19 protein-coding genes are annotated in these 25,972 nt (G+C 49.4%); 12 read left to right on the top strand and 7 right to left on the bottom strand.

Annotated elements, in window-relative coordinates; translation table 11 throughout:
- The first annotated feature begins 11 nt into the window (after positions 1-11).
- Genes prfA through rhlB form a run of 5 tightly spaced genes read left to right on the top strand, consistent with a single transcriptional unit; the run spans position 12 to position 4,743 of the window.
- Complete coding sequence (gene prfA / locus DFR27_RS06485) at positions 12-1,103, top strand: peptide chain release factor 1 (protein WP_121876975.1); 1,092 nt, start codon at positions 12-14, stop codon at positions 1,101-1,103.
- The gene (gene prmC, locus DFR27_RS06480) at positions 1,100-1,942 is read left to right on the top strand and encodes a peptide chain release factor N(5)-glutamine methyltransferase (protein WP_121876655.1); all 843 of its coding nucleotides are present in this window, start codon (positions 1,100-1,102) and stop codon (positions 1,940-1,942) included. The genes prfA and prmC overlap by 4 nt, the downstream gene beginning before the upstream one ends.
- A gap of 9 nt (positions 1,943-1,951) precedes the next feature.
- On the top strand, positions 1,952-2,629 hold the full coding sequence (locus DFR27_RS06475; RefSeq protein ID WP_121876654.1) for a YciC family protein: 678 nt from the start codon (positions 1,952-1,954) through the stop codon (positions 2,627-2,629).
- A 10-nt stretch (positions 2,630-2,639) separates the two neighbouring features.
- Positions 2,640-3,248, top strand: coding sequence for an HvfX family Cu-binding RiPP maturation protein (locus DFR27_RS06470; protein WP_121876653.1), 609 nt, complete (start codon positions 2,640-2,642; stop codon positions 3,246-3,248).
- A 31-nt stretch (positions 3,249-3,279) separates the two neighbouring features.
- Positions 3,280-4,743 carry an ATP-dependent RNA helicase RhlB gene (rhlB, locus tag DFR27_RS06465; protein WP_121876652.1) on the top strand — a complete coding sequence of 488 codons (1,464 nt, stop codon included), beginning with the start codon at positions 3,280-3,282 and terminating at the stop codon, positions 4,741-4,743.
- A gap of 17 nt (positions 4,744-4,760) precedes the next feature.
- Here rhlB and DFR27_RS12650 read toward each other — a convergent pair whose 3' ends face one another.
- Together DFR27_RS12650 and DFR27_RS06455 are read right to left on the bottom strand one after the other, a co-directional pair.
- The gene (locus tag DFR27_RS12650; RefSeq protein ID WP_211327585.1) at positions 4,761-5,336 is read right to left on the bottom strand and encodes a response regulator transcription factor; all 576 of its coding nucleotides are present in this window, start codon (positions 5,334-5,336) and stop codon (positions 4,761-4,763) included.
- A gap of 24 nt (positions 5,337-5,360) precedes the next feature.
- Positions 5,361-6,476 (bottom strand): TonB family protein, encoded by a 1,116-nt coding sequence (locus tag DFR27_RS06455; RefSeq protein WP_121876651.1) that lies wholly within the window; start codon positions 6,474-6,476, stop codon positions 5,361-5,363.
- A gap of 228 nt (positions 6,477-6,704) precedes the next feature.
- Between DFR27_RS06455 and DFR27_RS06450 the strand changes: the two genes are divergently transcribed.
- Complete coding sequence (locus DFR27_RS06450) at positions 6,705-7,322, top strand: cyclic nucleotide-binding domain-containing protein (RefSeq protein WP_121876650.1); 618 nt, start codon at positions 6,705-6,707, stop codon at positions 7,320-7,322.
- Positions 7,323-7,359: 37 nt separating this feature from the next.
- Here the strand turns inward: DFR27_RS06450 and DFR27_RS06445 are convergent, their stop codons facing one another.
- On the bottom strand, positions 7,360-9,336 hold the full coding sequence (locus DFR27_RS06445; RefSeq protein WP_121876649.1) for an ATP-binding protein: 1,977 nt from the start codon (positions 9,334-9,336) through the stop codon (positions 7,360-7,362).
- Between the two features lie 161 nt (positions 9,337-9,497).
- On the opposite strand from DFR27_RS06445, the gene DFR27_RS06440 reads away from it, so the two are divergent.
- Positions 9,498-10,544 carry an efflux RND transporter periplasmic adaptor subunit gene (locus DFR27_RS06440; protein WP_121876648.1) on the top strand — a complete coding sequence of 349 codons (1,047 nt, stop codon included), beginning with the start codon at positions 9,498-9,500 and terminating at the stop codon, positions 10,542-10,544.
- A 3-nt stretch (positions 10,545-10,547) separates the two neighbouring features.
- The gene (locus tag DFR27_RS06435; protein ID WP_121876647.1) at positions 10,548-13,724 is read left to right on the top strand and encodes an efflux RND transporter permease subunit; all 3,177 of its coding nucleotides are present in this window, start codon (positions 10,548-10,550) and stop codon (positions 13,722-13,724) included.
- 101 nt (positions 13,725-13,825) lie between these two features.
- On the opposite strand, the gene DFR27_RS06430 is transcribed toward DFR27_RS06435, so the two are convergent.
- Complete coding sequence (locus DFR27_RS06430) at positions 13,826-14,281, bottom strand: Lrp/AsnC family transcriptional regulator (protein ID WP_121876646.1); 456 nt, start codon at positions 14,279-14,281, stop codon at positions 13,826-13,828.
- A 141-nt stretch (positions 14,282-14,422) separates the two neighbouring features.
- Between DFR27_RS06430 and DFR27_RS06425 the strand changes: the two genes are divergently transcribed.
- Together DFR27_RS06425 and DFR27_RS06420 are read left to right on the top strand one after the other, a co-directional pair.
- Positions 14,423-16,042 carry an aminotransferase class V-fold PLP-dependent enzyme gene (locus DFR27_RS06425; protein WP_121876645.1) on the top strand — a complete coding sequence of 540 codons (1,620 nt, stop codon included), beginning with the start codon at positions 14,423-14,425 and terminating at the stop codon, positions 16,040-16,042.
- A 267-nt stretch (positions 16,043-16,309) separates the two neighbouring features.
- The gene (locus DFR27_RS06420; protein ID WP_121876644.1) at positions 16,310-18,772 is read left to right on the top strand and encodes a TonB-dependent receptor plug domain-containing protein; all 2,463 of its coding nucleotides are present in this window, start codon (positions 16,310-16,312) and stop codon (positions 18,770-18,772) included.
- Between the two features lie 138 nt (positions 18,773-18,910).
- On the opposite strand, the gene DFR27_RS06415 is transcribed toward DFR27_RS06420, so the two are convergent.
- From DFR27_RS06415 to DFR27_RS06405, 3 genes are all read right to left on the bottom strand, one after another.
- Positions 18,911-21,679, bottom strand: coding sequence for a valine--tRNA ligase (locus tag DFR27_RS06415; RefSeq protein WP_121876643.1), 2,769 nt, complete (start codon positions 21,677-21,679; stop codon positions 18,911-18,913).
- A gap of 150 nt (positions 21,680-21,829) precedes the next feature.
- Entirely contained in the window at positions 21,830-22,258 is a 429-nt protein-coding gene (locus DFR27_RS06410) for a DNA polymerase III subunit chi (RefSeq protein ID WP_170150804.1), read from the bottom strand.
- Positions 22,255-23,727 carry a leucyl aminopeptidase gene (locus DFR27_RS06405; protein WP_121876641.1) on the bottom strand — a complete coding sequence of 491 codons (1,473 nt, stop codon included), beginning with the start codon at positions 23,725-23,727 and terminating at the stop codon, positions 22,255-22,257. Before DFR27_RS06405 ends, DFR27_RS06410 begins: the two co-directional genes overlap by 4 nt.
- 87 nt (positions 23,728-23,814) lie before the next feature.
- On the opposite strand from DFR27_RS06405, the gene lptF reads away from it, so the two are divergent.
- Together lptF and lptG are read left to right on the top strand one after the other, a co-directional pair.
- Positions 23,815-24,903: an LPS export ABC transporter permease LptF gene (gene lptF / locus DFR27_RS06400; RefSeq protein WP_170150803.1), complete on the top strand. Its 1,089-nt coding sequence runs from the start codon at positions 23,815-23,817 to the stop codon at positions 24,901-24,903.
- The gene (gene lptG / locus DFR27_RS06395) at positions 24,890-25,960 is read left to right on the top strand and encodes an LPS export ABC transporter permease LptG (protein ID WP_121876639.1); all 1,071 of its coding nucleotides are present in this window, start codon (positions 24,890-24,892) and stop codon (positions 25,958-25,960) included. The genes lptF and lptG overlap by 14 nt, the downstream gene beginning before the upstream one ends.
- The last annotated feature ends 12 nt before the right edge of the window (positions 25,961-25,972 follow it).

Here is a 25,972-nt window from a genome sequence, read left to right as displayed (position 1 = left end):
AGAAGGTAACAATGAAACAATCTATACGAGAGAAACTCGAACAACTGGTAGATCGGCATGAAGAAGTTGGGCAATTACTGTCCGACCCCTCCATTATTTCACAACAGAACCGTTTTCGGGAGCTCTCTCAGGAGTATGCGGAGATTGAACCAGTGGTTCTCGAATTTAACTCCTGGCAGCGAGCTACTTCAGACATAGCTGAAGCGAAAGAGATGCTTGATTCCGGCGATCCGGAGATGGTGGAGATGGCTCAAGAGGAGCTTGGCGAGCTTGCTGGGCAATTATCGGCGTCAGAAGTTGAGCTTGAACGCTTAATGCTCCCGAAAGATCCAAATGATCAACGCAACGTATTTCTTGAGGTCCGAGCGGGAACTGGTGGAGACGAAGCCGCGATCTTCGCGGGTGATTTGTTCCGAATGTATAGCCGCTATGCCGAAGGGCGCGGTTGGCGTGTAGAAGTGATTAGTGAACGTGAAGGTGAACACGGTGGCTTCAAAGAGGTTATTACCCGCGTCGTGGGCCAGGGTGCTTTTTCAGCGTTAAAGTTTGAGAGCGGTGCTCATCGCGTTCAGCGCGTACCAGAAACTGAATCTCAGGGGCGTATTCATACATCGGCCTGCACGGTGGCCGTTATGCCTGAGGCTGATGAAATGGATGCGGTCGAAATTAACAAAGCGGATCTTCGTATCGATACCTATCGGGCTTCCGGTGCGGGGGGGCAGCACGTCAACAAAACCGATTCTGCCATTCGAATCACTCACCTGCCAACGGGGTTAGTCGTGGAGTGCCAAGAGGAGCGCTCTCAACACAAGAACCGAGCCAAGGCAATGTCATTGCTCGTTACGCGGTTGCGTGATTCAGCTGAACAAAGTCGCGCCACTGAACAAGCCGAAGAGCGCCGTAATTTAGTGGGATCAGGAGATCGTTCAGAGCGAATCCGCACCTATAATTATCCGCAGGGACGAGTCAGCGATCATCGTATTAACCTGACCTTATACAAGCTTGACGAGATCATGCAGGGGGATCTGGGGTTGGTTATTGAGCCGCTTATGCAAGAGCATCAAGCCGATCTGCTTGCTAGCTTATCTGAGGGCGATGCGTGAATGTAGCCCAAGCTCTCGCAAGTGCGACTGCTGAGCTAGCAACCACCTCGCCTGAGCCTGAGGTGGACGCCAAGTGGTTACTGGCAGATGTATTAGATTGTGAACTCACCCGCTTAATTCTTGACCGCGCTAAAGTGCTTAGTGACGTTCAGTGCCAGCAGTACCATGATTTCATTGCAAGACGAGCAGCGGGTGAGCCTGTTGCTTATATCACTGGGCGGCGCGGCTTTTGGTCAATTGAGTTGCAAGTGAATACAAGTACCTTAATTCCCCGCGCTGACACCGAATGCTTAGTAGATTACGCACTACAGTTATCGCTTCCTGCAAAGGCCAGTGTTTTAGATTTGGGGACGGGCACCGGAGCGATTGCCTTAGCCTTAGCTGCCGAGAACCCGAGTTGGGCCGTCACTGCCGTGGATAAGTTCGCGGAAGTGGTGGCGTTAGCTCGCGCGAATCAACAGCAATTGCAATTAAAGAATGTGAGTATTTTTCAAAGTGATTGGCTCGATTCAGTCGATGGAGAATTTGATTTAATCACTGCCAATCCCCCGTATATTGATTCACTAGACCCTCACTTAGCTCAGGGTGATGTGAGTTTTGAGCCCAAGTCGGCGCTCGTGGCGGCTGAAAGTGGGCTGGCTGATATCCATACTATCGCGAGGGGTGCCAGACAGCATCTTGTTAATGGTGGAGTGTTGGTGGTAGAGCACGGTTATCAGCAGGGTCGTGCTGTGCGTCAAATTATGCAAGATTATGGCTACGATCAGGTTGAAACTGGTCAAGATTTCGGCCGTAATGATCGTTTTACTAGCGCGCATTGGCGCGTAAATTTGCCTTAGGATTTCTTTATGTCGCCTCTTGTTCTAGATACCTTTAAGTTCTTCAAACAGTACTGGCGCTACTTGGTGCTTTTTGTGGTGCCGCTCGCGCTGATTGAGCATTTCGCCTTTCGAAACCTTATTGATCTGGAGCTTATACAGGCGGCGCAAACCGACGAAGCTTTGGCGGAGGCGTTGGCTGGGCAGTTTCCAACGCTTGCAACCCTAGAATTAATCTTTAAACCTCTGATTGAGGGTGTGGTTATCACTGCCACGCTTTCCGCTGTGATGTCTGGTGCCCTGGTAACTCGGGTGGTTCTCAATCGACTGTTGTCCGTATCGCCACACCTCTTGCTCGCTTTTGCGTTGCGTACCGTGCTGATTGTATTTGGCTTATTGCTGTTTATTGTGCCGGGTGTCTACCTATATCTTCGGCTTATCTTGATGCCGGTTATCGTTGTAGATAAGTCTGTGGGGGCGCTGTCTGCGATGAAGCAAAGTTGGCAGCTTACTGGGCCGGCGATGGGAACGGTATTTATTGGACTTCTGCAAATGGTGATGTGGGTGTTCTTCCCGCTGTTTTTTATTGGTCAGGTGGTTCCTACAGGCGCTGCCATGTTTGCGTGGGCCGCTATATCCGCCGTCGCCTTGGCAACATTCGATATCTTTAAGTGTCGACTCTATAATGAATTGAGCAAAGGCTCTTAAGGATGAGGAGATGAAGTTGATCACAACGTTGAAGCAAACGATTAGTCCCCGCTTAGCGAGTGCTAGCTTCTTGGCGAATCTAGCTTTACGCCTATTCTTGGCACCTATCTTTATTATGGCTGGATCGAAGAAACTGGCGAATATTGATAATACCATTGCGTGGTTTGCCAACGATGACTGGGGCTTGGGTTTGCCTTTTCCAGAGTTATTAGGCTGGTCGGTAGCGCTGCTGGAATTTGTTGGTGGTTTTCTTATTTTGTTTGGCCTGGCAACGCGGCTGATAGCGCTATTATTGTTCTTCACTATGATTGTTGCTGCGTTTACGGCACACTGGGCAAATGGTTGGCAGATGATTGCAGATCCAAGCTGGTTTGGCGTTAATGAGCGCGTTGCCGAATCGGCGGCAAAGTTAAGCAAAGCCAAGGAAATCTTGCAACAACACGGGAACTATCGTTGGTTGAGTTCCAGTGGATCAATCGTTATTTTAAATAATGGCATAGAAACAGCAATTAATTATGCCGTGATGTTGTTGGCGTTAGCAAAACTCGGTGGCGGGCGCTGGATCAGCATTGACTTCTGGATCAAGCGACGCGTCGGTAATAAAGTCGACGCATCATAACTCAGCTAATCAAAGCTGAACTTAATAGGAAATGAACTTGTTAAAACGATTTTTTACCAAGAAAAAAGAAACTCAAGCATCCGCGAACGAGATAGCTAGGGAATCAACCCGTGCATCGGGTGGAGCACAGCGTGAAAACGCGACGCAAAATAAGCGAAAAGGCTCCCCAAAGCCGAAGGGTAGAGCAAAAAAGTCGGTTGCAGCGAAGGCTGAACCAGTTTGGCAGCCAGCGGATTTTGAGGTGCCCGTCGTCGAAGGTAAAACCCGCTTTCATGATTTGAATCTTGAGCCTTCGTTACTGCATGGTATCGCTGATCTTGGGTTCGAATATTGCTCGCCTATTCAGGCTGAGTCGCTGCCTTTCGCACTTCAGGGAAATGATGTGGTGGGTAAGGCGCAAACCGGAACCGGAAAGACCGCTGCATTCCTGGTTGCTATTATCAATGACCTCCTTCGCAATCCTATCACTGAGGGGCGCTACGCGGGTGAAGCCCGCTCGTTGGTTATCGCACCAACTCGAGAGTTGGTCATGCAAATCGCCGATGACGCCAAAGCGCTCACTAAGCACACGGGGCTAAAGGTTCATACGTTAGTTGGTGGGATGGACTACGACAAACAGCTACGGCAAATTGAGCGCGAGTACATTGATATTCTTGTCGCCACGCCTGGGCGCTTATTGGATTTTGTTTCCAATCGACACTGCTATTTGGATGAGTGTGAGCTGCTTGTGATTGACGAGGCGGATCGAATGCTGGATATGGGCTTTATTCCCCAAGTTCGTCGGATTATTCAAGCGTCACCGCGTAAGGAAAACCGCCAAACACTCATGTTCTCGGCTACTTTCACGGATGATGTTAACAACTTGGCAAGTCAGTGGACAATTGACCCACACAAAGTTGAAATTGAGCCTGAGTCCGTGGCAACCGATTCTGTGGAACAGAAGGTCTATATGTGCAGCGCCGATGAAAAATTTGACGTGTTGTACAATGTTGTGCGCTTACCGGAAGTCGAAAACGTCATCGTATTTGCTAATCGCCGAGATACTACCCATCGTTTATATGACCGCCTGAAGGCCCACGGCTTTAAGGTAGGGATTCTTTCCGGTGATGTGGCTCAAGCGCGCAGAGTGAAGACCTTGGAGCAATTTAAGAATGGGCAGATTAATATTATGGTCGCCACTGATGTCGCAGGTCGCGGGATACATGTGGATGGTATTACCCATGTGATTAATTATACCCTCCCTGAAGAAGCTGAAGATTATGTTCATCGTATCGGGCGAACGGGGAGAGCGGGTTCGAAGGGAACCTCAATCAGTTTTGCCTGTGAAGATGACGCGTTTTTATTGCCGAACATTGAGGCGTTACTTGGTGATTCGCTGAAGTGTGAGCAACCACCTGAAGCATTGATGACGACTGCACCGTATGTGAAGGTTGAGTCAAAAAGTCAGCCGCCGCGCCGGAACGCTGGTCGTCGTCATCCGTCCGGAAGACGATAGCTCACTCCAAGCAATGTCTAGTGCCCGTGAGCGATAAAGTACTCTCGGGCGACTACGGCAGCCTCAGTTCGGTTCTTTACTCTTAAGCGCCTATAGATAGCGGTAAGATGGGTACGTACTGTTGCCTCTGAAATCGCCAGCTGCCTCGCAATCTCCTTGTTAACCATTCCTTGAACAACTAGATGAACAACTTCTTCCTGCATTTTTGTTAGATCCGCGGGGCGTTCTCTTACGTCATATTTCGCCGAAACAACGTGACGAATAACTTCTTCGAATCGTTTGAGCTCGATATCACGTTCGATAGCATGAAACGGGAATTCTGGTTCGATCGCCCATTGCTCACCAATTATGAAAATGGTTGTGCGGTTGGTTTTGGTGCGATTTAACTCCTCCATAATTTTGTCGCAGAAGTCCGATCCGGAGTCAATAATTACCAGTGGGTAAGCAGCAATGGTCGGGCGCTGGTTCTCGTAATGTGGTGTGAGGCAAACATTGCTGACTTGGTTAAATAGCGCGTCAATGGCGACAGATATCCCCTGCGCCATCAATGCGGAATTGGAGCAAATCAGTGTTGATATTCGACTATGTCCCACTGCTTTTGCTCCAAAGGTGACTCATTACTGAAGGATAAAAGAAATCGGTACGCTTGCTGTGTACGTAGACGTATCTAGCTCACTAGGGAAGCGCGGGTACGGGGCTGATCGATCAACCGCCCGAAGCGCCTCGCGATCCAATATCCCGTGACCTGAAGATTCGGTAATCTCAGCTGATACAACATTGCCGGCTTGGTCAACAGTAACATTCAAGGTAACTCGCCCCTCACGTCCCCTGTCTAAGGCTCTAGAAGGGTAGCGTACGTTGCGGTTTGTCCATTGCAGCATCTGCGATGAGTAGACCGCACCCATAAAGGCTTTCTGCGCTTCAAGCGCGGCCTCTTCGGCACTTTCATCTTCTTCGAACTCATCATCGAAGCTTAGTGCCGCAACAGTAGGCTCTGGTTCTAGTTCTGGCTCTGGCTCCGGTTGACGAACTGGCGCAGCAACAACCTCTACGACTGGCTCTGGCTCAGCTTCAACGACTGGTTCGGGTTCTACGGCAACTTCAACGGCTTCCGCTACGACTAGCCAGCCAGCGATGGCGGCTATTCGCTCGTCGCTAGGCTCGGTAGAAGCTAATGCGAGCAGCTCACTCGTGTTGGCGGGTAGTGATAAAATATCTTGGCGATAGTCCTGATCAACGCGAGGGCCAACCCAGTTAGATACAAGCAACGGCCATAGCTCAGGTGAGTACTGATCTAGTTCTATATCGTTAAGGCTGACAATGGTTGCCTCACCAGGAATAAAGTCGATGCTAAAACGATCATTCTGCCGCATTCGGCCTTTTAGAACCGTAGCGAGATCAAGTAGTTCAGTTTGATGCGCCGTCATTTCCTCTAAACCGACATTAATAGCAATACCTGACAGCCAGTATTGACGGAACTGACGTGAGCTCCAGCTACGCTTGAGAAGCGTCAGCTCCATCTGAGCTGGTGCTCCCGGGGTACGTGCCTCATTCGGCGTTGACGCAGGGTGAGTGACGTTAAGTTTGGCAAGAAACACGGGCTGTCGAAGTTCGCTGTGAACTGCTATACCGTTGAGTACTAAATTGTTTTCTGTTGCGAAATCAGCTTGACTGAAAGTGCTTAGCGAAACCAAGCAAAATCCAATCAGTGCTCCGTTTATTAACTTCTTCATCGGAGGGCTCTCTCTAAGTTACAGGCAATATTTTTTTAGTTGTAATACTGTCTACTATAACCTGATAGAAATAATGAGTACAGAATCAAATGGTTCATTTTTGATCATATTCATTTGTTGGTTCTGTGAGCCAATTCTCGCAATGATTATTGTTTTTTCGTCAATATCCCATCTTAGGATAAATGGTAAAAATTGGCCCATAGAAAACACGGAAGGAAAGCAACTCAGATGCGAGTATTATCAGGAAGTGAATTATTTGAAGATCGAACTCGGCTGATTCTCAATGCGACCCGTTTTTTACGTTCGGTAGAGGCTTTGTTTCCCAACGATTATAGGGAAATGATGCAAAGTGCTCATCTCTGGTGCTACGACGGTGGTGAATCAGTGATTCAAGAGGGTGATTCTGCAGGGAGTGTTTTCCTCGTCGTCAGTGGCTCGGTTAGTGTTAGATCTTCGAGGGTAGGTGAGCTTGCAGTGATAGGCGCCGGAGAGTGGCTTGGAGATATGTCACTATTTTCCGCGCGGAGCAGAACAGCAGATGTGCAGGTAGAAAGTAGTGTTGCTCGATTACTGATGATTCCAAAGAATATTCTGCAACCGGCTGATAGTAAGTTGTCCGATGATTTCAAACGGTATATCTACGAGTCTATTAGCCAGGGAATTCGCTGGAAGTTGGAGCAGGCTAAGATCAAGCATCCGAGCCCTGAACTCAATGAATCATTAATTCGTCTGGCTCGCCTTCCTGCGCGAGGCGGTGTTGAGGACTTCTATCAATTATTGACAGAAATGGCAGTATCGCTTCAAGCTTGGAATACCTACCGAGAGTCAGAGACCATAGTGAGCTAATATCGACTCGCACCCCAGCGATCCGCAGCAATGACCGTTACGCTAACTTCTCGTCGTCACGCAGCGGCTCAGCTGTTATGGTAAAGCGCACCCTACCTGGGTTCAAGTTCTCGGCGAACAGTTGGTGGGCAAAGTGTTCACAGATTAATTTGCTAAGGTAGAGCCCAAAGCCTAGATGTTGTGACGCGTCTCGCTTTCTCATGCTGACGAAGGCTTCGAATAGCTGTTTTGTTGGCTCAACAAGTTCCGGCCCCTCATTGGTAACGCTAAGGCGAATGGCATCAGGCTGCTCGTCGACATTTACGACTATGCAGCTGCCCTCATTATGGAAAGAGATCGCGTTATCAATTAGTTTCGTCATCGCTTGCGCCAAGAAATCGCTATCCGAGAGAGTAAAGCATGGAGTGGTTGGGCCTTGAAACTCGATCTTGAGTGTTGGATGAGCCAATTGATAACCCTGGACAACTTGATGGCCCAAGTCATTGAGATCTGTTCTTTGTGGTGTGACGCCGAGAAGAAGTTGCTCTAAGTTTCTTGCTTCGGTGATGCGCTGAAAAATAACTTGGAGTTGTTCGCTCCCTCTGACAGCGCGTTCAACATAAACAAGTGAATCGCCGCTTGTCTGACGGGCTAAGTGCTCCAAGCTGGACTGGATGACCGTAAGGGGCGTCCGTAATTCGTGGCTTAAACGGTTCGCAAGCTGTTCTAGGTATTCGGTATTGGCGTTCACCTGAAGCTGTAAGTCATCAAATACTTTAGCTAAAACACTTACCTCATCTAAGCCCTGGCGACTATGCTGCTGACGACCAAAGTTAACCATGTTGTATTCAAGTCTTCTCAGGCGTTTAGCCAACCAGCGAGCCCAGAGGCTAATCACAGCAATGATGACGATAGCCCCAGCGAACAGGACTGCGATCAGCTTTAGGTGTCCTGCCGACCATAATATTTCGCCCATTACTTTGGGTTCAATAATAACTAGGGTGGGGCAGCTGGGTTGGTTGCAGTTTAACCGAGTTAAGCCAGCCAGCGCGCCCGATGGCCAAGCGGGTGAGGAGATATGAATAACCTCTGTTGTCGTCTTATTTATTGTCAGCGTGCCTATTAGCTGCGCTAGCGCCCAGCTTGACGTTAGACTTAGCTGCCTGCCGTTTGGACGTTTGGCCGTTGCCAAACTTAGTCTTTGAAGCCAATTCAGCGGCTCGGGGCTTCTTAGGTTGCTCGCGTTTCCCGACCACGCAAGTAAGTTGAAATTGTCATCGATCAGACGAATTTCGGCTTGCGCATCAAGCGCTTGATACTGACTGAGCAAGCGCTGTGCTTCCGAATTTGTCCAGACCACTGCAGGAATCGAGTCTGCCTCCTCATAACTGCGTAGTTGAAGCGACCCCAGAGGAGTCTTTGCGAGCTGCAGTACCATACCCAGTTGTTGACCCACTAAATCTTTCGGTATCCGTAATTCAATGATGCTGCCAGTAGCCATCGCTTTCCAGTAGCCAGATATTCGCTGGTTAAGCAGCTGGCCTCGCTCCCTGGTTGACGTCTCATTACTTAGGTTTGGCGTGATGGAATATTCATTGAACTCGGTCCTAAGGACGAGACGATCTCCGGCAACAAAACGTCCAGACTGGAAAAAGCGTTGTGGGTCATGACCTTCAATGCGAATTGATAGCCACAGGTGTTGTTTAGTCTCGATGGACTGCACGGTAGCGCTAGTCTCGCCGAACTCTAATGTGAGTCCGCGCTGAGGAATGAGGCTCCAATCGTCAAGATAGCCATCAGCTCGCATTGTTCGTTGAGCAGCGAAGGGGTTAATTACCGAGCTGTTGCTTGATAGGTCGAATTGAGCCTGCGCCGTAACTAACGTCGTGAGTGCTTCTAATCGCTGCGCGAGGGTTTCAGCTTGATATTCACTTAAGCGTGTCTCAACAAGGCGTAACGACATCAGCCCAAAAGCTGGGAGTAGTAGGAGTAAAAGGCCGATAATACCAATTTGGCGCTTTAGGGGAATCCACATTGCTTAACGTTCCAATTTAGCTTTGAATAGCGGGCAAATACAATTGTCCTTGAATGACTGAGGTTTGACCACTTTAGTGGCGTTATTATTAGGCTAACAGGCTATAACTATAGGCTGAGACTAACTCCAGTCTACTCGTTTACTTCGGAACATTCTAACAAATGAATAAAACACTGCTTTCTCTTATTTTTACGGTACTTCTTGTTGTTTGGCTAGCTTCAGGTGCCCTTGGCGATGACCCACATCTGGAGTCGACAAATGCCAATGCGAACAATTTTAGTGTTCGGGTGGTCAGTTCCGAAGAACAAGTCCATCGGTTGGTAGTGGAACTGCGAGGCCGCGTAGACGCTGATAAAGAAGTCTTGGTTGCCGCAAAACTGCAGGGACAAGTGATCGCCACTCCGAATCGCGAAGGGTCGCAGGTCAAAGCGGGTGATGTTCTTTGCGAAATCGAGGCAGGAGATCGCTACTATCAGCTTGAAAGAGCTGAGTCGGCACTTCGATTAGCTGAATTAGAGTACGAAGGTGTTAGTCGCCTCACAACCGGCGGTTTGCAGTCAGACCTGGCATTAGCCAATGCAGAAAATTCGCTAGCTGCGGCGCGCTTAGCGGCGCGCCAAGCAGAACTGGCGGTATCCTATTTAAAGATTACCGCGCCGTTTGATGGCATCGTAGAGCAGTTACTTACCGATGAGGGTAGCTATATCAAAAGCGGTATGGCGTGCGCCCGTATGCTTGATGTAACGCCAATGATTTTCAGCGCGCAAGTATCAGAATCTCAGGTAGCTTATCTCTCGTCGGGCCAAGCGGGAACGGTGGAAATCGGTGAGGCACACACTGTTCCTGCCTCGGTTAGGTTCATCGCTTCTCAAGCCGATCAAATTACCCGTAATTACACCGTTGAATCAGTGTTGTCACTAGACGAATCCCTACCCGCAGGGTTAACGGCGAAGATGCGTATTCAGCTAGCCGAAGTGCCGGCTCATTTGCTAGCGCCATCAGTATTAAGTCTAAGTACGAATGGCGTTTTGCGCGTCAAAATCGTTAATGATCAATCCCGAGTTGAGTATGTCCCAGTTAGTTTAGTGGACGAAACCGCTGAAGGTATTTGGGTGAGCGGTCTCCCTCAACGCGCTCGTGTGATTGCCGTGGGCGGCGAATTTGTTGCCGAGGGTGATCAGGTTACCGTTGAAGTCGTTGAGGGTTAAGGCGTGCGTACTTTCCTAAATCTATGTATTGAACGCTCTCGTACAACGCTTTCGATTCTCGCTTTGCTGTTAATCGCTGGGCTCTATGCTCGAAGCGATATCTCGATTGAGGCTAGCCCCGATGTCCAAGTACCGGTTCTTCAAGTCCTAATTATTAATCCTGGGATCTCGCCGGACGATGCCGAGCGGCTGTTGCTGAAACCGGTAGAGCTTGAATTGCGTACTATCGACGGCGTCGATGAGCTGAATGCCGCAGCGAAAGAAAGTTTGGCTTCTTTCATGATCCGATTTGATTCCGCTATCAACATCGACTTGGCCATGAATGACGTGCGCGCGGCCATAGATAGGGCTCGAGAAAAGCTGCCCGAATCCATTGAAGAGCCGATCATCAATGAAATCTCGGCCGATAAATTTCCGACCATGGTCGTTGGCTTATCAAGCACGGCGTTAGATGAACGCGAATTGTTTACCATTGCCCAGACCATGCGTCTGGATATCGAAATGATTTCCGATGTGTTATCTGCGGATCTGCGTGGCAGTCGAGAAGAAGTTGTTGAAGTGATGATCGATCGAGATAAACTCGAGAACTTCAATATCACTCCCTTTGAACTCATTCAGGCGGTAAACGCTAATAATCAGTTGATTCCTGCGGGTGAGATCGATACGGGTGCGGGACGTTTCGGCGTAAAGGTGCCCGGCTTGATTGAAAGTTATTTTGACGTTATTAACCTGCCGATTAAATCAACACCAGCCGGTGTTGTCGTCTTGTCTGATATTGCCGAGATTACCCGGCGATTTAAAGATGCTGATGGCTACAGCCTAATCAATGGCGATCCCGCCATCTCCATCGAGGTTAAAAAGCGCTCCGGTACCAATCAGCTCGAAGTAGCGGCGCAAATTCGCGAAGTCGTCGATAGCTATCGTGGTGTCTATGCGGACTCGTTGACGATTCAATCTATTCTCGATCAAACGCCTCAGACAGAGCAAATGGTCAACGAACTACAGGGTAATATTGTTACCGCTGTGTGTTTAGTGATGATTATTGTGGTGGGAGCGCTAGGCTTCCGTTCGGGGCTACTCGTAGGGGCCGGGATTCCAGTTAGTCTATTGATGGGGACTATCTGGATTTACTTACTGGGCTATTCCTTTAACTTTATGGTGATGTTCGGCATGTTGTTGGCGTTGGGGATGCTTATTGACGGCTCGATTGTCATCACCGAGTATGCGGACCGACGAATGGCCGATGGGGCGTCTTCACGCCAAGCCTATATCTCTGCTGCACGAAGAATGTTCTTACCGGTGCTTGCTTCCACTGCCACCACTTTGGCGGCGTTTTTACCTATGATGCTTTGGCCTGGTACTGTCGGCGACTTCATGGCCTATCTACCGACCACGGTGTTCGCCGTGCTCACGAGCTCGTTAATCTACGCGCTGGTCTTTGCGCCAGTGCTGGGTTCCATGTTTGGTCGGTCGAATTTCACTAAGAAGGATATCGAGCATTTTCGCGTCTTAGAGTCCAGTGATCCCGTTGAGTTGAAGGGAGTAACGGGGCTTTACGCCCGTCTCCTCGCACGGCTAGTTCGATTTCCGGTATTAGTGACTTTGTTGAGCATCGTGTTGATTATGGCTATCTATTCGGCCTATGGAAAATACAATAAAGGTGTCGAGTTCTTCACTACATCCGAGGCGGTTTATGGTCAGGCTGCAGTCCGAGCGCGTGGGAACCTGTCGGCGCTTGAGGTGCTTGAAGTGGTTCGTGGTGTTGAGCGACGCATTGCTGAAACGCCAGGAGTGCTAACGGTCTATACCTCCACTTATCAGCCAGGGAAAGGTAGTGGCCGTAATGAATCGCCAGATCGGATTGCTACGGTGCTAATTCAACTCGTAGACCATAATGATCGCGAGCTAAATTCAGCGGAAACCTTTGAGTTAATACGACAGCGAACCGCTGATATTTCTGGCGTCCATGTCGAGGCGGGGGTCATAGAGCAAGGCCCTCCCGTAGGTAAGCCAATTAAGATTGAGCTGAGCGCCGTGGACCGTGAATTATTGATTGCCCAAACAGCTCGTCTAAGTCATCTAATTCAATCCGAGGTAGCTGATCTTCGTGATATGGATGATTCGCGACCGCTGCCGTCCATTGAGTGGCAAATCGATGTTGACCGGCGTTTAGCAGCGCAGCTTGGTGCTAATGTGCTTGAGGTGGGCACGGTTGTGCAGCTGCTGACTAACGGTGTAGAGATTGGCGATTATCGTCCGAGTGATGCGGAAGAAGAAGTTGAGATTCGCGCCCGTTTTGCCGCCGCTGAACGACGGATGCAACAGCTTAATGAGTTGCGTGTATATACCCCGAATGGCTCGGTGCCACTCTCTACGATTGCCACCGTCTCACCTCGAAACGCCACCGGTACCATTGAGCGCTTTAATGGTCGTCAGGTCATGTTCATTAACGCTGATACCGTCGAAGGCGTGTTAGCGGATAATAAGGCCAAAGAAATTATGGCTTTGGTTGAACGTTATGATTGGCCGGGCGAGCTAAGCATAACCTTCCGTGGCGCTAATGAAGAGCAAGAAGAGTCTGCGCAATTCCTTCAAGTAGCAATGATTCTCGCCATGTTCCTCATGGCAGTCCTATTGATTTCTCAGTTTAATAGTTTCTATCAGGCTGGACTCATTATGACCGCGGTGGTGATGTCCACGGCGGGAGTGATGGGTGGATTGTTAATTACGGGTGATGTGTTCAGTGTGATCTTGACCGGTGTCGGCGTGGTTGCGCTGGCAGGGATTGTCGTCAACAACAATATTGTTCTTATCGATACCTTTAATGTCCTGCGCCGGGAGAATCCCGCGATGTCCCTCTCGGATGTTATTGTTCGCACAGGTGCTCAACGTTTACGCCCAGTATTCCTGACCACTGCAACAACCATCCTTGGCTTACTCCCTATTGCTACCAATTGGTCAATTGACGTAGTGAGTAGAGCGCTAGATCACGGAGGTACGGTAGCTTCTTATTGGGTGCCGTTGGCCTCTGCGATTGTTTGGGGACTTGCCTTCTCCACGTTACTTACGCTGATCGTGACGCCGTGTATGTTGCTCTTGCCACAAGGATTAAAGCGTAATCTGAGGTGGGCGAAGCAGCAGTTGCTGATGAGTAGCAAGCGGCTGTTTAAAAAGGTTTAAACCCACTATAACTTGGCGCGGTGCTAGCATAGTCAGCCGCGCCATTTTCTCTGTCGCCTTCGCGGAAAATCGATACGATCCCGTTCAACTAGGTTTGTTGATTAGATTGGCAATTGGGTAGTCGCCTTGAGTTCTTCCATGACAAACGAAGAGCTTACGTCATAGAGGTCAGCCTTGATCAATTCCTGATACAGACGATCAAAATCCTTCATGTCTATCACCACCGCTTTGATTAAATAATCTAGATCGCCGCTCATACGATGGACTTCAAGCACGTTATCTAAGCGATGGGTAATGTCTTTGAATCGTTCAGACCATTCTACATTGTGCTGGTTGGTTCGCACCGAGATATAGACGGTCAAAGCAAGCCCTAAAGATTCAGCATCTAAAATGGCCGTCCGCGTTTTAATGATTCCAGCTTCGTCGAAACTTTGGATGCGTCGCCAGCAGGCTGACTTGGATAAGCTGCATCGCTCCGCGATATCGCCAATCGAAAGGTTGCCGTCGCCTTGCATTAGCCTCAGAATTTCACGGTCTTTTTGGTCCAATTTTTTCATATTTCAATACATCATCCGAAAAGTTATCTTTATTTTGAATTTTTGTTTCGTTTTAATCCTAATTTTTCGTTCATCTTAGCACAATGTTTAGCATTTGTTTCTTTAGCATAGACTCATCTAATCTCTACGAGTTAAAGTGGTATGTCTAATCCATTAATTGAACAAATCCGTCAGGGAGTAATTGGTGAGAAGCTTGCCATTACCACACCCTTTGGAACCCGACCTCTGATCTACGCTGATTACACGGCATCGGGTAGAAGCCTCGATTTCGTTGAGCGCTTCATCCAGCAGCGAGTACTACCATTCTACGCCAACACCCACTCAGAGAGCTCGTTAACAGGTCGGCAGACCACGGCGCTTCGCGAGGAGGCGAGGGCGGCTATTAAACAGTCACTTAACGCAACGGATGAGCATAGACTGATATTTTGTGGCTCGGGCGCTACGGCAGCTATCCATAAGTTCATCGGGGTTATGGGGTTGCTGGAGGCGAGGGCAGAGCGTCCAGTGGTATTTATTGGGCCCTATGAGCATCACTCCAATGATCTTCCATGGCGCGAGGCGCCTGTAGACCTAGTTCGAATCCCACTCTGTTCGGCAGGTCTCCCCGATGAAGCCGAGCTCGAGGCCCAGTTAGGCAAATATCAGCACCGCAAGCTGCTAATCGGGTCATTTTCAGCGGCATCAAACGTCACTGGGATAAAGACCCAAGTAAAGCGGATAAGCGAGCTTCTCCATCGGTTCGGCGCGCTGTCGTGCTGGGACTATGCCGCTGCGGGTCCGTACGTGGATATTGACGTCCAAAACACCTTGGCAGCAAGTGAAGGTGACAACAGTCTTGATGCAGTGTATCTATCTCCGCATAAATTCATTGGTGGTCCAGGTACGCCGGGCGTGCTGCTACTCAAATCCGAACTGACTGCCAATAGCTGCCCAACTGTCCCCGGTGGCGGAACGGTGTCTTTTGTGGCCGCAAACCGACACACCTTTCTAGCGGATATCGAACGACGTGAAGAGGGTGGGACACCGGCAATTGTCGAGGCGATTCGTGCCGGTTTGGTGTTTAGCATCAAAGACAAAGTCGGTGCCGAAACAATTGTCGCCCGCGAGCACGCCTATCTCCAGCAGGCGTTTCGCTTGTGGGAGAAAAATCCAAATATCGACATCTTAGGTGGTACCTCATTGGACCGACTAGGTATTGTCTCATTGCGATTTCTAGAAGGTGATAAGGATCTACATTACGGCTTCATTGTTGCCCTGCTCAATGACCTCTTTGGTATCCAAGCTCGAGGAGGCTGTTCCTGTGCTGGCCCCTACGGTCATGAATTACTTGGTTTAAGCGAAGCGCAGTCGCTCGCCATTGAGGCCGCCAATCAGCGTGGTGATATGGTCTTAAGGCCGGGGTGGGTTCGCCTAAATTTCAATTACTTTATTGATCATGACACTGCCAGCTATCTCATTGATGCCGTGAACTGGGTGGCCAGTCATGGTATTAAACTCCTCAATCATTATCACTATGATCGAACTTCTGGTACATGGAATTACCGCGGTAACCGCCTGCCTTTATCGGTAAGTTTAAACGATCTCTTCAACCAAGAGATGACCGAGCAAATGGAGCATATCGACAAGCCCTTGACGCATTATTTGGACCGCGCTGATGCCGTCTTGGCCCTTGGTTTAGAGGCTCCAGCGCGAGGTAGCTGCGTATTGAGCGAAGCAAGTAGCGAGCTATGCTGGTTTGTTAGGCCAAGTGAAGCAGGTTAATTCAACGCGATGGCTTTAGTGCTAGCTAGTTGATTCTGCAAGCGTGTATTCCGTGATTGAATAACGGTACATTCTGAGTATTCATGAGGACAGTCAATTTTGTAGGTTATTAACCATTGTTTTTATAGATTTAATCCCGTATTTTTGAGTGATGGAGTACGCTGTTTTACGTAGTCCTAGTGGGAAAACTGCCATAAGTGACGTTAGATCACGGCGGCGGAATTAATTATTCCGTTTTATTACTCAATCTTTACCTTAGGGGAAATTATGAAAAACAATTCTCGCAAGCTACTTAGCGTAGCGATTGCTGCCGCAACCTTTACAAGCGCTGCTGCTTGGGCTCAGCCGGAAGGCGAAGTCGAAGAAGTAGTCACCATTGGTAGTCGAAGCGAAGGGCGTTCGGTTACTCAATCAATGGCGCCAATCGATGTCATTAGCTCGGAGAGCCTAACCTCACGCGGTGACGGCGATATGGCGAACATCCTTCGCTCGGCTATCCCGTCCTACAACGTAAACGATCAGCCTATTTCAGATGCGGCCACCGTAGTGAGACCGGCTAACCTCCGAGGTTTAGCGCCTGACCAAACATTGGTAATGGTGAACGGTAAACGACGTCATCGCGCGGCGGTGATTTCATTCTTAGGTGGCGGTCTTTCAGATGGTGCCCAGGGCGCTGATATCTCCGTTATCCCAGCGGCAGCGCTAAAGCAGGTTGAAGTATTGCGTGATGGTGCCGCTGCTCAGTATGGTTCAGATGCTATTGCCGGTGTTATTAACTTCGTACTTAATGATGCCGCAGAAGGTGGTTCAGCTGAAGTTAAGTTGGGTTCTACCTACGAAGGTGATGGCAACTTCTACACGCTGTCGCTTAATAATGGTTTCGCACTTGGCCCAAATGGCTTCGCGAACTTAACGCTAGAATATGGTGAGAAAGACCCTACTAGCCGTTCAGTACAGCGTGCTGACGCTGCCGGTCTGATAGCAGGTGGTAACACCGCCGTAGCAAATCCTGCTCAAGTTTGGGGTCAGCCTGAAACTCGCGGTGATCTAAAAGTATTCCTAAATACCGGCATCGATACCGGTAACGGCAATGAGGTGTATGCGTTTGGTAACTACGCGCGTCGCACCGTAGAGGGTGGTTTCTATTTCCGTAACCCCACTAATCGTGGTGGTATTTACTCAAATGACGGTGGCGCAACGGACTTGATTGGCGATCTGACCGGAAATATGTCAGGTAACTGCGCAGGCCTCACCCACGCTCAGGCTCAGGGTAATCCGGACTGCTATTCGTTCACTGAGATGTTCCCAGGTGGCTTTACGCCAAGCTTTGGTGCTGATGTCGTTGATCTTGCTGGTGTCGTGGGTTTCCGCGGTGAATTGCCAAGTGGGATTAACTATGATGTTAGCTACGGTGCTGGTTACAACGAAGCGGCATTCTTTATTTCAAATACGGTTAACCCATCTTTGGGGCCCAATACCCCAACTGACTTCAAGCCGGGTACTTACATTCAGGTTGAGAACACCTTTAACGTTGACCTAAACAAAACCATGGGTGACTTTAACGTTGCCGGTGGTTTCGAATGGCATGAAGAAACCTTCGAAGCGAAGATCGGTGATATCGCTTCTTGGGAGAGCGGCCCGTTAACGGATCAAGGCTTCGGGATTGGCTCAAACGGCTTCCAAGGCTTTGGCCCGCAAGTTGCAGGTAAGTGGTCACGCGAAAACTATGCTGTATATGGCGATGTTGAGTGGACGCCAATTGATGCATTGACCTTGGGTGCAGCACTTCGCTATGAAGACTTCGATAGTTTTGGCTCAACGTCAAACTGGAAGCTATCGGGTCGTTATGACTTCAACGAGTCATTAGCGATTCGCGCAACGGCTTCTACCGGTTTCCGCGCGCCAACTCCGGGCCAGGCTAACGTAGTGAACACTACTACCGCTTCGGTATCTGATGGAATGGGCGGTCAAAAGTTGGTGGATCAGGGCACGATTGCACCCACTACCGCTATGTTGATCAACTCAACGGCGGAAGTACTTCAGCCAGAGGAGTCAGAAAATATCAGTGTTGGTTTAGTCGCGCAGCTGGGAATGTTTGACATTACCGCTGATGTTTACCGCATTGACGTAACTGATCGTATTGCGTTGACCGATAACTTCGATGTTACGCCGGCGGATCGTCAGATCTTGCTAGACAATGGTGTTCCTGGCGCCGAAGGCCTTGCTTCATACCGCTTCTTCGCCAATGACTTTGATACGCAAACTACCGGCTTAGATGTGGTGGTTTCCACATCCTTGTTTGACGAGCGTGGTGATCTTTCGTTGGTCTACAACTACAACGAAACAGAGGTTGTTGGCGGGTCACTCAGTGCCGATCGCGAGCGCCAGCTGGAGGAGAATCTTCCTAAGCAGCGCGCGAACTTGAGCTATCGCCACATGATTAGTGACTCGTTCTATGCAATGGCCCGAGTGAACTACTATTCGTCAGTCTGGGAAGCTCATCTTGATGACGCTACGCTTCCGATCGATATCGATTCGGCATTCACCATGGATGCAGAATTAGGTTATAACGTATCGGACTCGCTTGCGATTATTGGTGGGGTAGCTAACTTAACTGATGAAGCGCCTGATAACCCGTGGGCAGATATCGCCGGCGCTCAATACGCCGTGACTTCGCCTTATGGTTTCCAAGGTGGCAGCTACTACGTTCGCGTACGTTACGACTTCTAAACTGCGTTTAGCTTCTGAGTAACCAAAGCCGCGACGAGTTCGCGGCTTTTTTTCGCCTCAAAATCTAGGTGATGATAATTGCCAACAAAAAGCCCAGCTAGAAAGGCTGGGCTTTTTGTTGTTTAGTTGAGTGAGCTGCTAGAGTGAATTGATCTCATCACGCTGCTGACAAAGCTTAGTAAATGCGAGCTCCGTGGCCGCTAACTTCTCACGCTCTTTGCTAATGACCGCCTCAGGTGCCTTAGCGACAAACCCTTGGTTATTAAGCTTCGCTGAGATGCGGGTAACTTCTTTCTCCAACTTTGCAATCTCCTTATCAAGACGCGCTAGCTCTGCGTTCTTGTCAATAAGGCCCGCCATAGGAACTAAGACTTCCATATCGCCCACCAGGGCCGTTGCAGACATTGGTGCGGACTCATCGGCAGAGAGAATTGTAGCGCTCTCAAGCTTCGCGAGAGACAGCAAGGTAGAGCGATTCTCATCAAGTCTTGATTGATCGAGCTCACTCGCGTTGCGCAGAAGCACTGGAATCGGCTTGCCGGGAGAGATATTCATTTCACCTCGGATAGTTCGAATACCATCGATGAAGGACTTCAGCCATTCAATGTTAGCTTCGGATTCAGTATCGATCTTGTCTTCGTTCGCAACAGGATACGGGGCTAGCATTATTGACTCGCCGGACTGACCCGCCAGTGTTTTAACTCGCTGCCAAATTTCCTCGGTGATAAATGGCATGAATGGGTGAGCCAGTCGAAGCGATGTTTCCAAAACCCGAATCAAGGTACGACGAGTTCCTTGTTTCAACGCTTCTGGGCTGTCTTCATTCCAGAGGACCGGTTTGGATAATTCGAGATACCAATCACAGTATTCATTCCAGATGAACTCATAGATTGCCTGGCTCGCGATGTCGAACCGATAGTTGCTCACTGCTTCAGCAACCGCTTTCTCCGTGTGTTGAAGGCGAGAAATGATCCAGCGATCTGCCAAACTCAATTGGTAATCTGTACTGCCATCCTGTGCACAGTTATGGCCCTCGGTATTCATTAATACATAACGAGCAGCGTTCCAGATTTTATTACAGAAATTACGGAAGCCTTCAATACGGCCCATGTCGAACTTAATGTCTCGGCCGGTAGAGGCAAGCGATAGGTAGGTGAAACGCAGGGCGTCAGTACCGTAGGCGCCAATCCCTTCTGGAAATTCCTTGCGTGTCTTCTTTTCGACCTTCGCGCGCATCTTTGGCTGCATGAGACCAGTGGTGCGTTTTTCAACTAAGGTATCAATGTCGATGCCATCGATTAGATCAATTGGATCCAGCACATTGCCCTTAGATTTGGACATCTTCTGACCTTCGCCATCGCGTACTAAACCATGCACATAGACGGTGTGGAACGGTACTTCACGCTTAAAGTGCAGCGTCATCATAATCATTCGCGCTACCCAGAAGAATATGATGTCAAAGCCAGTAACAAGTACGCTAGTAGGGTGAAAAGTTTTTAGCTCGGGCGTCTCTTCAGGCCAACCTAGCGTGCTAAAGGTCCATAGCGCCGATGAGAACCAAGTATCTAATACATCGTTATCTTGGCGCAGCGGGCGGTCGCCGAGGTCATTCTTGCTGCGGACCTCTTCTTCGGAGCGACCTACATATACCTTGCCTTGATCATCGTACCAAGCCGGGATGCGGTGGCCCCACCAAAGCTGACGGGAAATACACCAATCTTGGATGTCTCGCATCCAGGCAAAGTAGGTGTTCTCCCACTGCTTGGGAACAAATTGAATATCACCAGACTCAACGGCCTCTATGGCCGGCTTCGCCAAGGTTTTTGCGTCAACATACCACTGATCCGTTAACCAAGGCTCAATCACAACGCCAGAACGATCACCACGGGGAACCTTCAATTTGTGCGGCTCAACTTTGACGAGTAGTCCTGCCTCGTCGAAATCAGCCACAATTTGTGTGCGTGCTTCTTCGCGCGTTAATCCTCGATAGGCTTCTGGGGCAACGTCATTGATCTTTGCGTCGGCGGTAAAGATGTTGATCAACGGCATGTTATGGCGCTGTCCAACCTCATAATCATTGAAATCGTGGGCGGGGGTAATCTTTACGCAACCGGTACCAAACTCGGCATCGACATAGCTATCTGCAACCACTGGAATATTGCGCTGACAGAATGGGAGGGCAATCTCCTTACCAACTAAGCTTTGGTAGCGTTCGTCCTCGGGATTAACTGCTACACAGGTATCACCCAGCATAGTTTCTGGGCGAGTTGTTGCGACAACGACGTCACCGCTACCATCGGCTAATGGGTAGCGGAAATACCACATGAAGCCATCTTCTTCTTCGGACACCACTTCTAAATCTGAAATCGCGGTGTGCAGCTTAGGATCCCAATTAACTAAACGCTGGCCGCGGTAAATAAGTCCCTCATTATAAAGTTCTACAAAAACTTCTTGAACGGCGTGAGATAAACCTGGATCCATAGTGAAGCGCTCGCGGCTCCAGTCTGGTGAAGCGCCTAAGCGTCGAAGTTGCTTGGTGATGGTCCCGCCGGATTTCTCCTTCCAGTCCCAGACCTTTTCAATAAATGCATCACGACCAAGCTCTTGACGTGTTGTCTCGCCTTGCTCGAGTAACTGACGCTCTACCACCATCTGCGTAGCGATACCCGCATGATCCGTTCCTGGTTGCCATAAGGTATTACAGCCGGCCATACGGTGGTAACGAGTTAACACGTCCATGATGGTATCTTGGAAGCCATGGCCCATATGTAAACTGCCGGTTACGTTAGGCGGGGGGATCATGATTGAGTAGGGAGTGCCTTCGCCAGAAGGGCGGAAGTATCCACTCTCTTCCCAGTTTTGATAGATGCGAGTTTCGATGTCTTGTGGCTGGTAGGTTTTATCCATGAGTCCTCTAAACGGTCCGCTTTGTTGCGCTACCGGAAAATACTATTGTCTTCGCGCGAGTATAACGCAAGGCACAACATTTGTTGACTATGAATGGAGATTTTAATGTGATTTGTAGCGAAATTTTGCGCGAAGCGAAGGATCGGTCAGTTAGATTTCGTGATAGCGAAGCGGGTAGCCTCGGGATTTATAGAACTTCCATGCCTCACGTTTTGCGCTGGCATACTCTTCGTTGGTGTTAGTGAGCTCTAATAAACGCGCAAATCGGCTAAAGCACTTTGAGAGGTTGCTACTGACCTGAATCATGATCTCGGCAGCCGCGACAGGTGCGTGCGATTCGTCAAAGCCAAAGGCTATTGCCGTGGATTGTGCTTGGTATGGCCCCACGTAACCGGGCACAAGGGAGTGCGGAGAAAGCGTGTTGAGCTGTGATAACAATGCCTTTGCCTGTTCTTCGGAGGCGCAGTGAACATAGGTATTGTGACCTGCACGCCAAGACTTACAAGCAAGTCTTAGCGCGCAGAATGACAGCGACGCTGGGTCGCTATCATTGATCTTGTAGAAATCGACGGCGGTCATACTGAAGCGTTGCGCAACCATTCTACGAGTAGCTTAACCGGACGACCGGTAGCGCCTTTCTGCGCCCCAGACACCCAAGCGGAGCCAGCAATATCTAGGTGTGCCCAAGGCGTATCACCAACAAAGCGAGATAGGAAGCACGCGGCCGTAACCGATCCGGCTTCTTTACCGCCGATATTACCCATGTCAGCGAAATTGCTATTCAACTGCTGCTGATAAATGTCCCACAATGGCATGCGCCAAGCGCGATCGCCAGTTTGCTCTCCCGCAGAGAGAAGATCGTCTGCTAAGTCTTCGTTATTGGAGTACATTCCTGAAGCATGGTGCCCCAGTGCAATAACACATGCGCCAGTAAGCGTAGCAATATCAACAACGGCGGCGGGCTTAAAGTTTTCGATGGTGTAAGTTAAGGCATCACAAAGTACCAAACGGCCTTCCGCGTCGGTGTTTAGAATTTCGACCGTTTGCCCACTCATTGTGGTGACAATATCACCAGGCTTAGAGGCATTACCCGCCGGCATATTTTCAGCAGCTGCAACAATACATACCAAATTAATAGGTAGTTCCATATCTAACACAGCTTCGATGGTGCCGAATACCGATGCAGCACCGCACATATCGAATTTCATTTCGTCCATGCCTGCGCCTGGTTTGAGGCTGATACCACCGGTGTCAAAGGTAATCCCCTTACCAACTAGTGCGATGGGCGCACTGTCTTCTGGGCCATTGTTGTACTCCATAACAATGAGTTGGCCGGGAATAGTGGAACCTTTTGCAACAGAGATGAAGGCGCCCATGCCCAGTGCTTCCATTTCGTCCATACCCAACACCTTGGTGTTTAGCTTCTCGTGAACTTGCGCCAATTCTACCGCGCGCTCAGCAAGAAATACCGGGTGAGCAACGTTACCAGGCAGGTTACCTAAAGTTCGGGCAACGTTAACGCCTGAGGCGATGATCGCTCCTTCGTTAAGGGCCGCGTCAAGTAGGTCGTTGTCACCGTCACAATGCAAGGTAACTTCTTCTAGCGCACTGACTGGCGCTGGTTCGCTTTTGTAATCGTCAAAACGATAGGCCGAGTGCACGATAGCGGATGACACTGCTTCTGCGCGTTCAGACAAGTATTCATCGCCAAGTAGTTCGTTGAGATATAGTGTGGCATCACTTGCATTGGCTTTTAGCATCGCCGAAGCCATTGCCGTCAGACATTTCTGTAAGCTCGCCAAATTATCATCGGCTCCGCAACCAACTAGAAGAATGCGTCGAGCTGGACCTTCGACCAGCGGAAGCAACAGTGTTTCACCAGCCTTTGCGTTAAAATCGCCAGACTCTAAAACGCGAGCGATAGCACCGTTGGCGGCGGCATTCAATGCTTCCGATTGACCTTGTAAGTCTTGTTTCGGACGCAGTGCGAGTACCGCGAGTTCTGTCGTTTGGGTAGTGACATCACATGACTTGGCAGTAAATTGCATAATACTTAACTCTCTTTTTAAGGTTAATTTCGACAAATATGGGGTATAGTGTAAGTCAAACTGTCCCAACATAGAAAATATATTACAGTGATCTTGTTTCGATACGTATCGCGTGAAATCTTAGCAACCTTCTTTGCGGTAGCCAGCGTGCTGCTGCTTATTGTTGTGAGCAACTCACTAGCGCACTATTTGAGCCGTGCAGCGGCAGGTTCCCTAGACCCCAGCGTACTTTTTTGGATATTGCTTTACCGTATCCCCGCCAGTTTGGAAATTATCTTTCCCTTGAGTTTATTCCTTGCTGTTTTGCTTGGAGTTGGGCGCATGTATATGGATAGTGAAGTCGCTGTCCTCTTTGCTACCGGGACTAGTCTTAAGAAGCTAAGTCGTTGGATTCTTACGCCAGCATTAGTAATCGCTGCGTCAGTGGGTTTCATCACTTTCTATCTTGGCCCCACGGGCCTGCAGTCAGCGAATGAGGTATTTGATCAACAGCGGAGTCGCTCCGAGGTTGATCGATTGATACCCGGTCGCTTTATGAATATCGGTGGTGGCTCGGGCGTCGTTTATACTGAATCGGTGGGCGAGGGGCAATTAGGCAGAGTGTTCGTTGCATCGGCTGAAAAGGACGAACAGGCTTTCGTCATATTGGCGCCGTCAGCTCACGAAGAGCAACTGGGCGAGAATCGCTATATTGTGTTAAAGGACGGTGTACGTTTCGATGTGACTCCAGGCGAGCTAGGTGGTCGAGAACTTCGCTTTGGCGCACATGGTATTTTGATTCCACAAGCGGATATTGTCGCAAAAGAATCGAAATTAAAGACTTGGAGTACACTAGCACTTTGGGATGCCGGTGAAGCTGAGCATATGGCAGTCCTTCATTACCGCCTGTCATTAACGCTGATGGTGCCTATCATCACGTTGCTAGCGATTGGCTTTGGTCGGTCAAATCCGCGCTCCGGACGCTTCGCTAAGATCATACCGGGAATCCTAATATTTCTCCTTTATTTTGCGCTAATCACCGCCACGCAGTCCGCCATTGAGGATGGCCAAGTTCCCATTTGGTTAGGAATGTGGTGGATTCATTTAAGCTTCGGAGGGCTGGCTTGGTGGTTGCTAACGTCCGATGAGCGTGAGATGAAGAAGTCGGGCGGGGGTGTACAGAATGCGTCTAATTAAGCAATACGTCTCTAGTAGTGTTCTGAAAAGTACCTTGGTTGTGCTGTTGGCTGTTTGCTCGCTCGATGTCATTACCACAATCGTAGATCAAGCTGATTCAATGCGCGGGGATTACACTTTCCCAGCTGTACTGGAATACACCGCTTATCTTATTCCCAAAAAGCTCGTGACGAGTATACCCATCGCGGTGTTAATAGGGGTCTTATTCGGATTGGGGCAGTTGGCTTCTACCAGTGAACTAACAGTGATGCGTGCAGCCGGTTTGTCGGTGCGAAAACTGGGCTGGTTTGCCATGCGCGGCGCGTTGCTAATTATCTTTGTCGGCATGTTTATTGCTGAGTACGTAGCCGCTCCGCTAGAACTTCATGCCGAGGCGAAGCGAGATATCAAAAGAATGGGCGAGGAAGTTGCCGCGATTCAGGATTCTGATAACGGTTTTTGGGGACTTGAAGGTGATGAGTTCTTCCACGTAAATACTATTCTCCCCTCGGGAAAGATGTACGGGTTGGTTCGTTTTAAGTTTAATGAAGCCTATCAGCTTGAGCGGGTTGAATTCAGTGAAGAAGCCCTCTATCTCGATGGCGCTTGGCTGCTTCAGGATACCTCGGTGCTAGCTATTAATGAGCGCTCAATGGCTGAAGATTTGGTACCTGAGTCATGGTGGCGCTCGGAGATGTCGCCACGGGTTATGCAAATTGTTGCAGCGGATGAGGCGAATTTATCGATTCGCGATCTTTGGTATTACGCAAACTTTTTGTCATCTCAAGGCCTTGATAACCGCGTTTACGAGCTCACATTTTGGCAAAAAGTACTTCAGCCCTTAGCGAGTATGAGCTTAGTTTTTATTGCCATATCCTTTGTTTTCGGGCCGTTAAGACAGGTCACCATGGGCGCTCGAATCTTCACCGGCGTCATTGTAGGCATTGTTTTCTCTACCGTTCAGCACATCCTTGGGCCTATCAGCTTAGTGTATGGACTATCTCCAGTGCTAGCGGTTACTATACCAATTCTAGGTTGCTTCGTTATTGGTGGTTATTTATTGCGGCGAGCGAAATAACAACAAGCGCAG

It is taken from the genome of Umboniibacter marinipuniceus, assembly GCF_003688415.1.
Taxonomy (GTDB): Bacteria; Pseudomonadota; Gammaproteobacteria; order Pseudomonadales; family DSM-25080; genus Umboniibacter; species Umboniibacter marinipuniceus.
Note: the sequence above shows the minus strand (reverse complement) of the source record. Positions and strands in the feature narration are given on the sequence as shown.

Bases quoted from the DNA above. Each gene is read 5' to 3' on its own strand.
- DFR27_RS06405 (WP_121876641.1), bottom strand. From the start codon at position 23,727: ATGCAATTTACTGCCAAGTCATGTGATGTCACTACCCAAACGACAGAA.
- DFR27_RS06420 (WP_121876644.1), top strand. From the start codon at position 16,310: ATGAAAAACAATTCTCGCAAGCTACTTAGCGTAGCGATTGCTGCCGCA.
- DFR27_RS06475 (WP_121876654.1), top strand. From the start codon at position 1,952: ATGTCGCCTCTTGTTCTAGATACCTTTAAGTTCTTCAAACAGTACTGG.
- DFR27_RS06445 (WP_121876649.1), bottom strand. From the start codon at position 9,336: ATGTGGATTCCCCTAAAGCGCCAAATTGGTATTATCGGCCTTTTACTC.
- DFR27_RS06450 (WP_121876650.1), top strand. From the start codon at position 6,705: ATGCGAGTATTATCAGGAAGTGAATTATTTGAAGATCGAACTCGGCTG.
- DFR27_RS06415 (WP_121876643.1), bottom strand. From the start codon at position 21,679: ATGGATAAAACCTACCAGCCACAAGACATCGAAACTCGCATCTATCAA.
- DFR27_RS06425 (WP_121876645.1), top strand. From the start codon at position 14,423: ATGTCTAATCCATTAATTGAACAAATCCGTCAGGGAGTAATTGGTGAG.
- DFR27_RS06470 (WP_121876653.1), top strand. From the start codon at position 2,640: ATGAAGTTGATCACAACGTTGAAGCAAACGATTAGTCCCCGCTTAGCG.
- rhlB (WP_121876652.1), top strand. From the start codon at position 3,280: ATGAACTTGTTAAAACGATTTTTTACCAAGAAAAAAGAAACTCAAGCA.
- DFR27_RS06440 (WP_121876648.1), top strand. From the start codon at position 9,498: ATGAATAAAACACTGCTTTCTCTTATTTTTACGGTACTTCTTGTTGTT.
- lptG (WP_121876639.1), top strand. From the start codon at position 24,890: ATGCGTCTAATTAAGCAATACGTCTCTAGTAGTGTTCTGAAAAGTACC.
- DFR27_RS06430 (WP_121876646.1), bottom strand. From the start codon at position 14,281: ATGAAAAAATTGGACCAAAAAGACCGTGAAATTCTGAGGCTAATGCAA.
- prfA (WP_121876975.1), top strand. From the start codon at position 12: ATGAAACAATCTATACGAGAGAAACTCGAACAACTGGTAGATCGGCAT.
- DFR27_RS06410 (WP_170150804.1), bottom strand. From the start codon at position 22,258: ATGACCGCCGTCGATTTCTACAAGATCAATGATAGCGACCCAGCGTCG.
- DFR27_RS06455 (WP_121876651.1), bottom strand. From the start codon at position 6,476: ATGAAGAAGTTAATAAACGGAGCACTGATTGGATTTTGCTTGGTTTCG.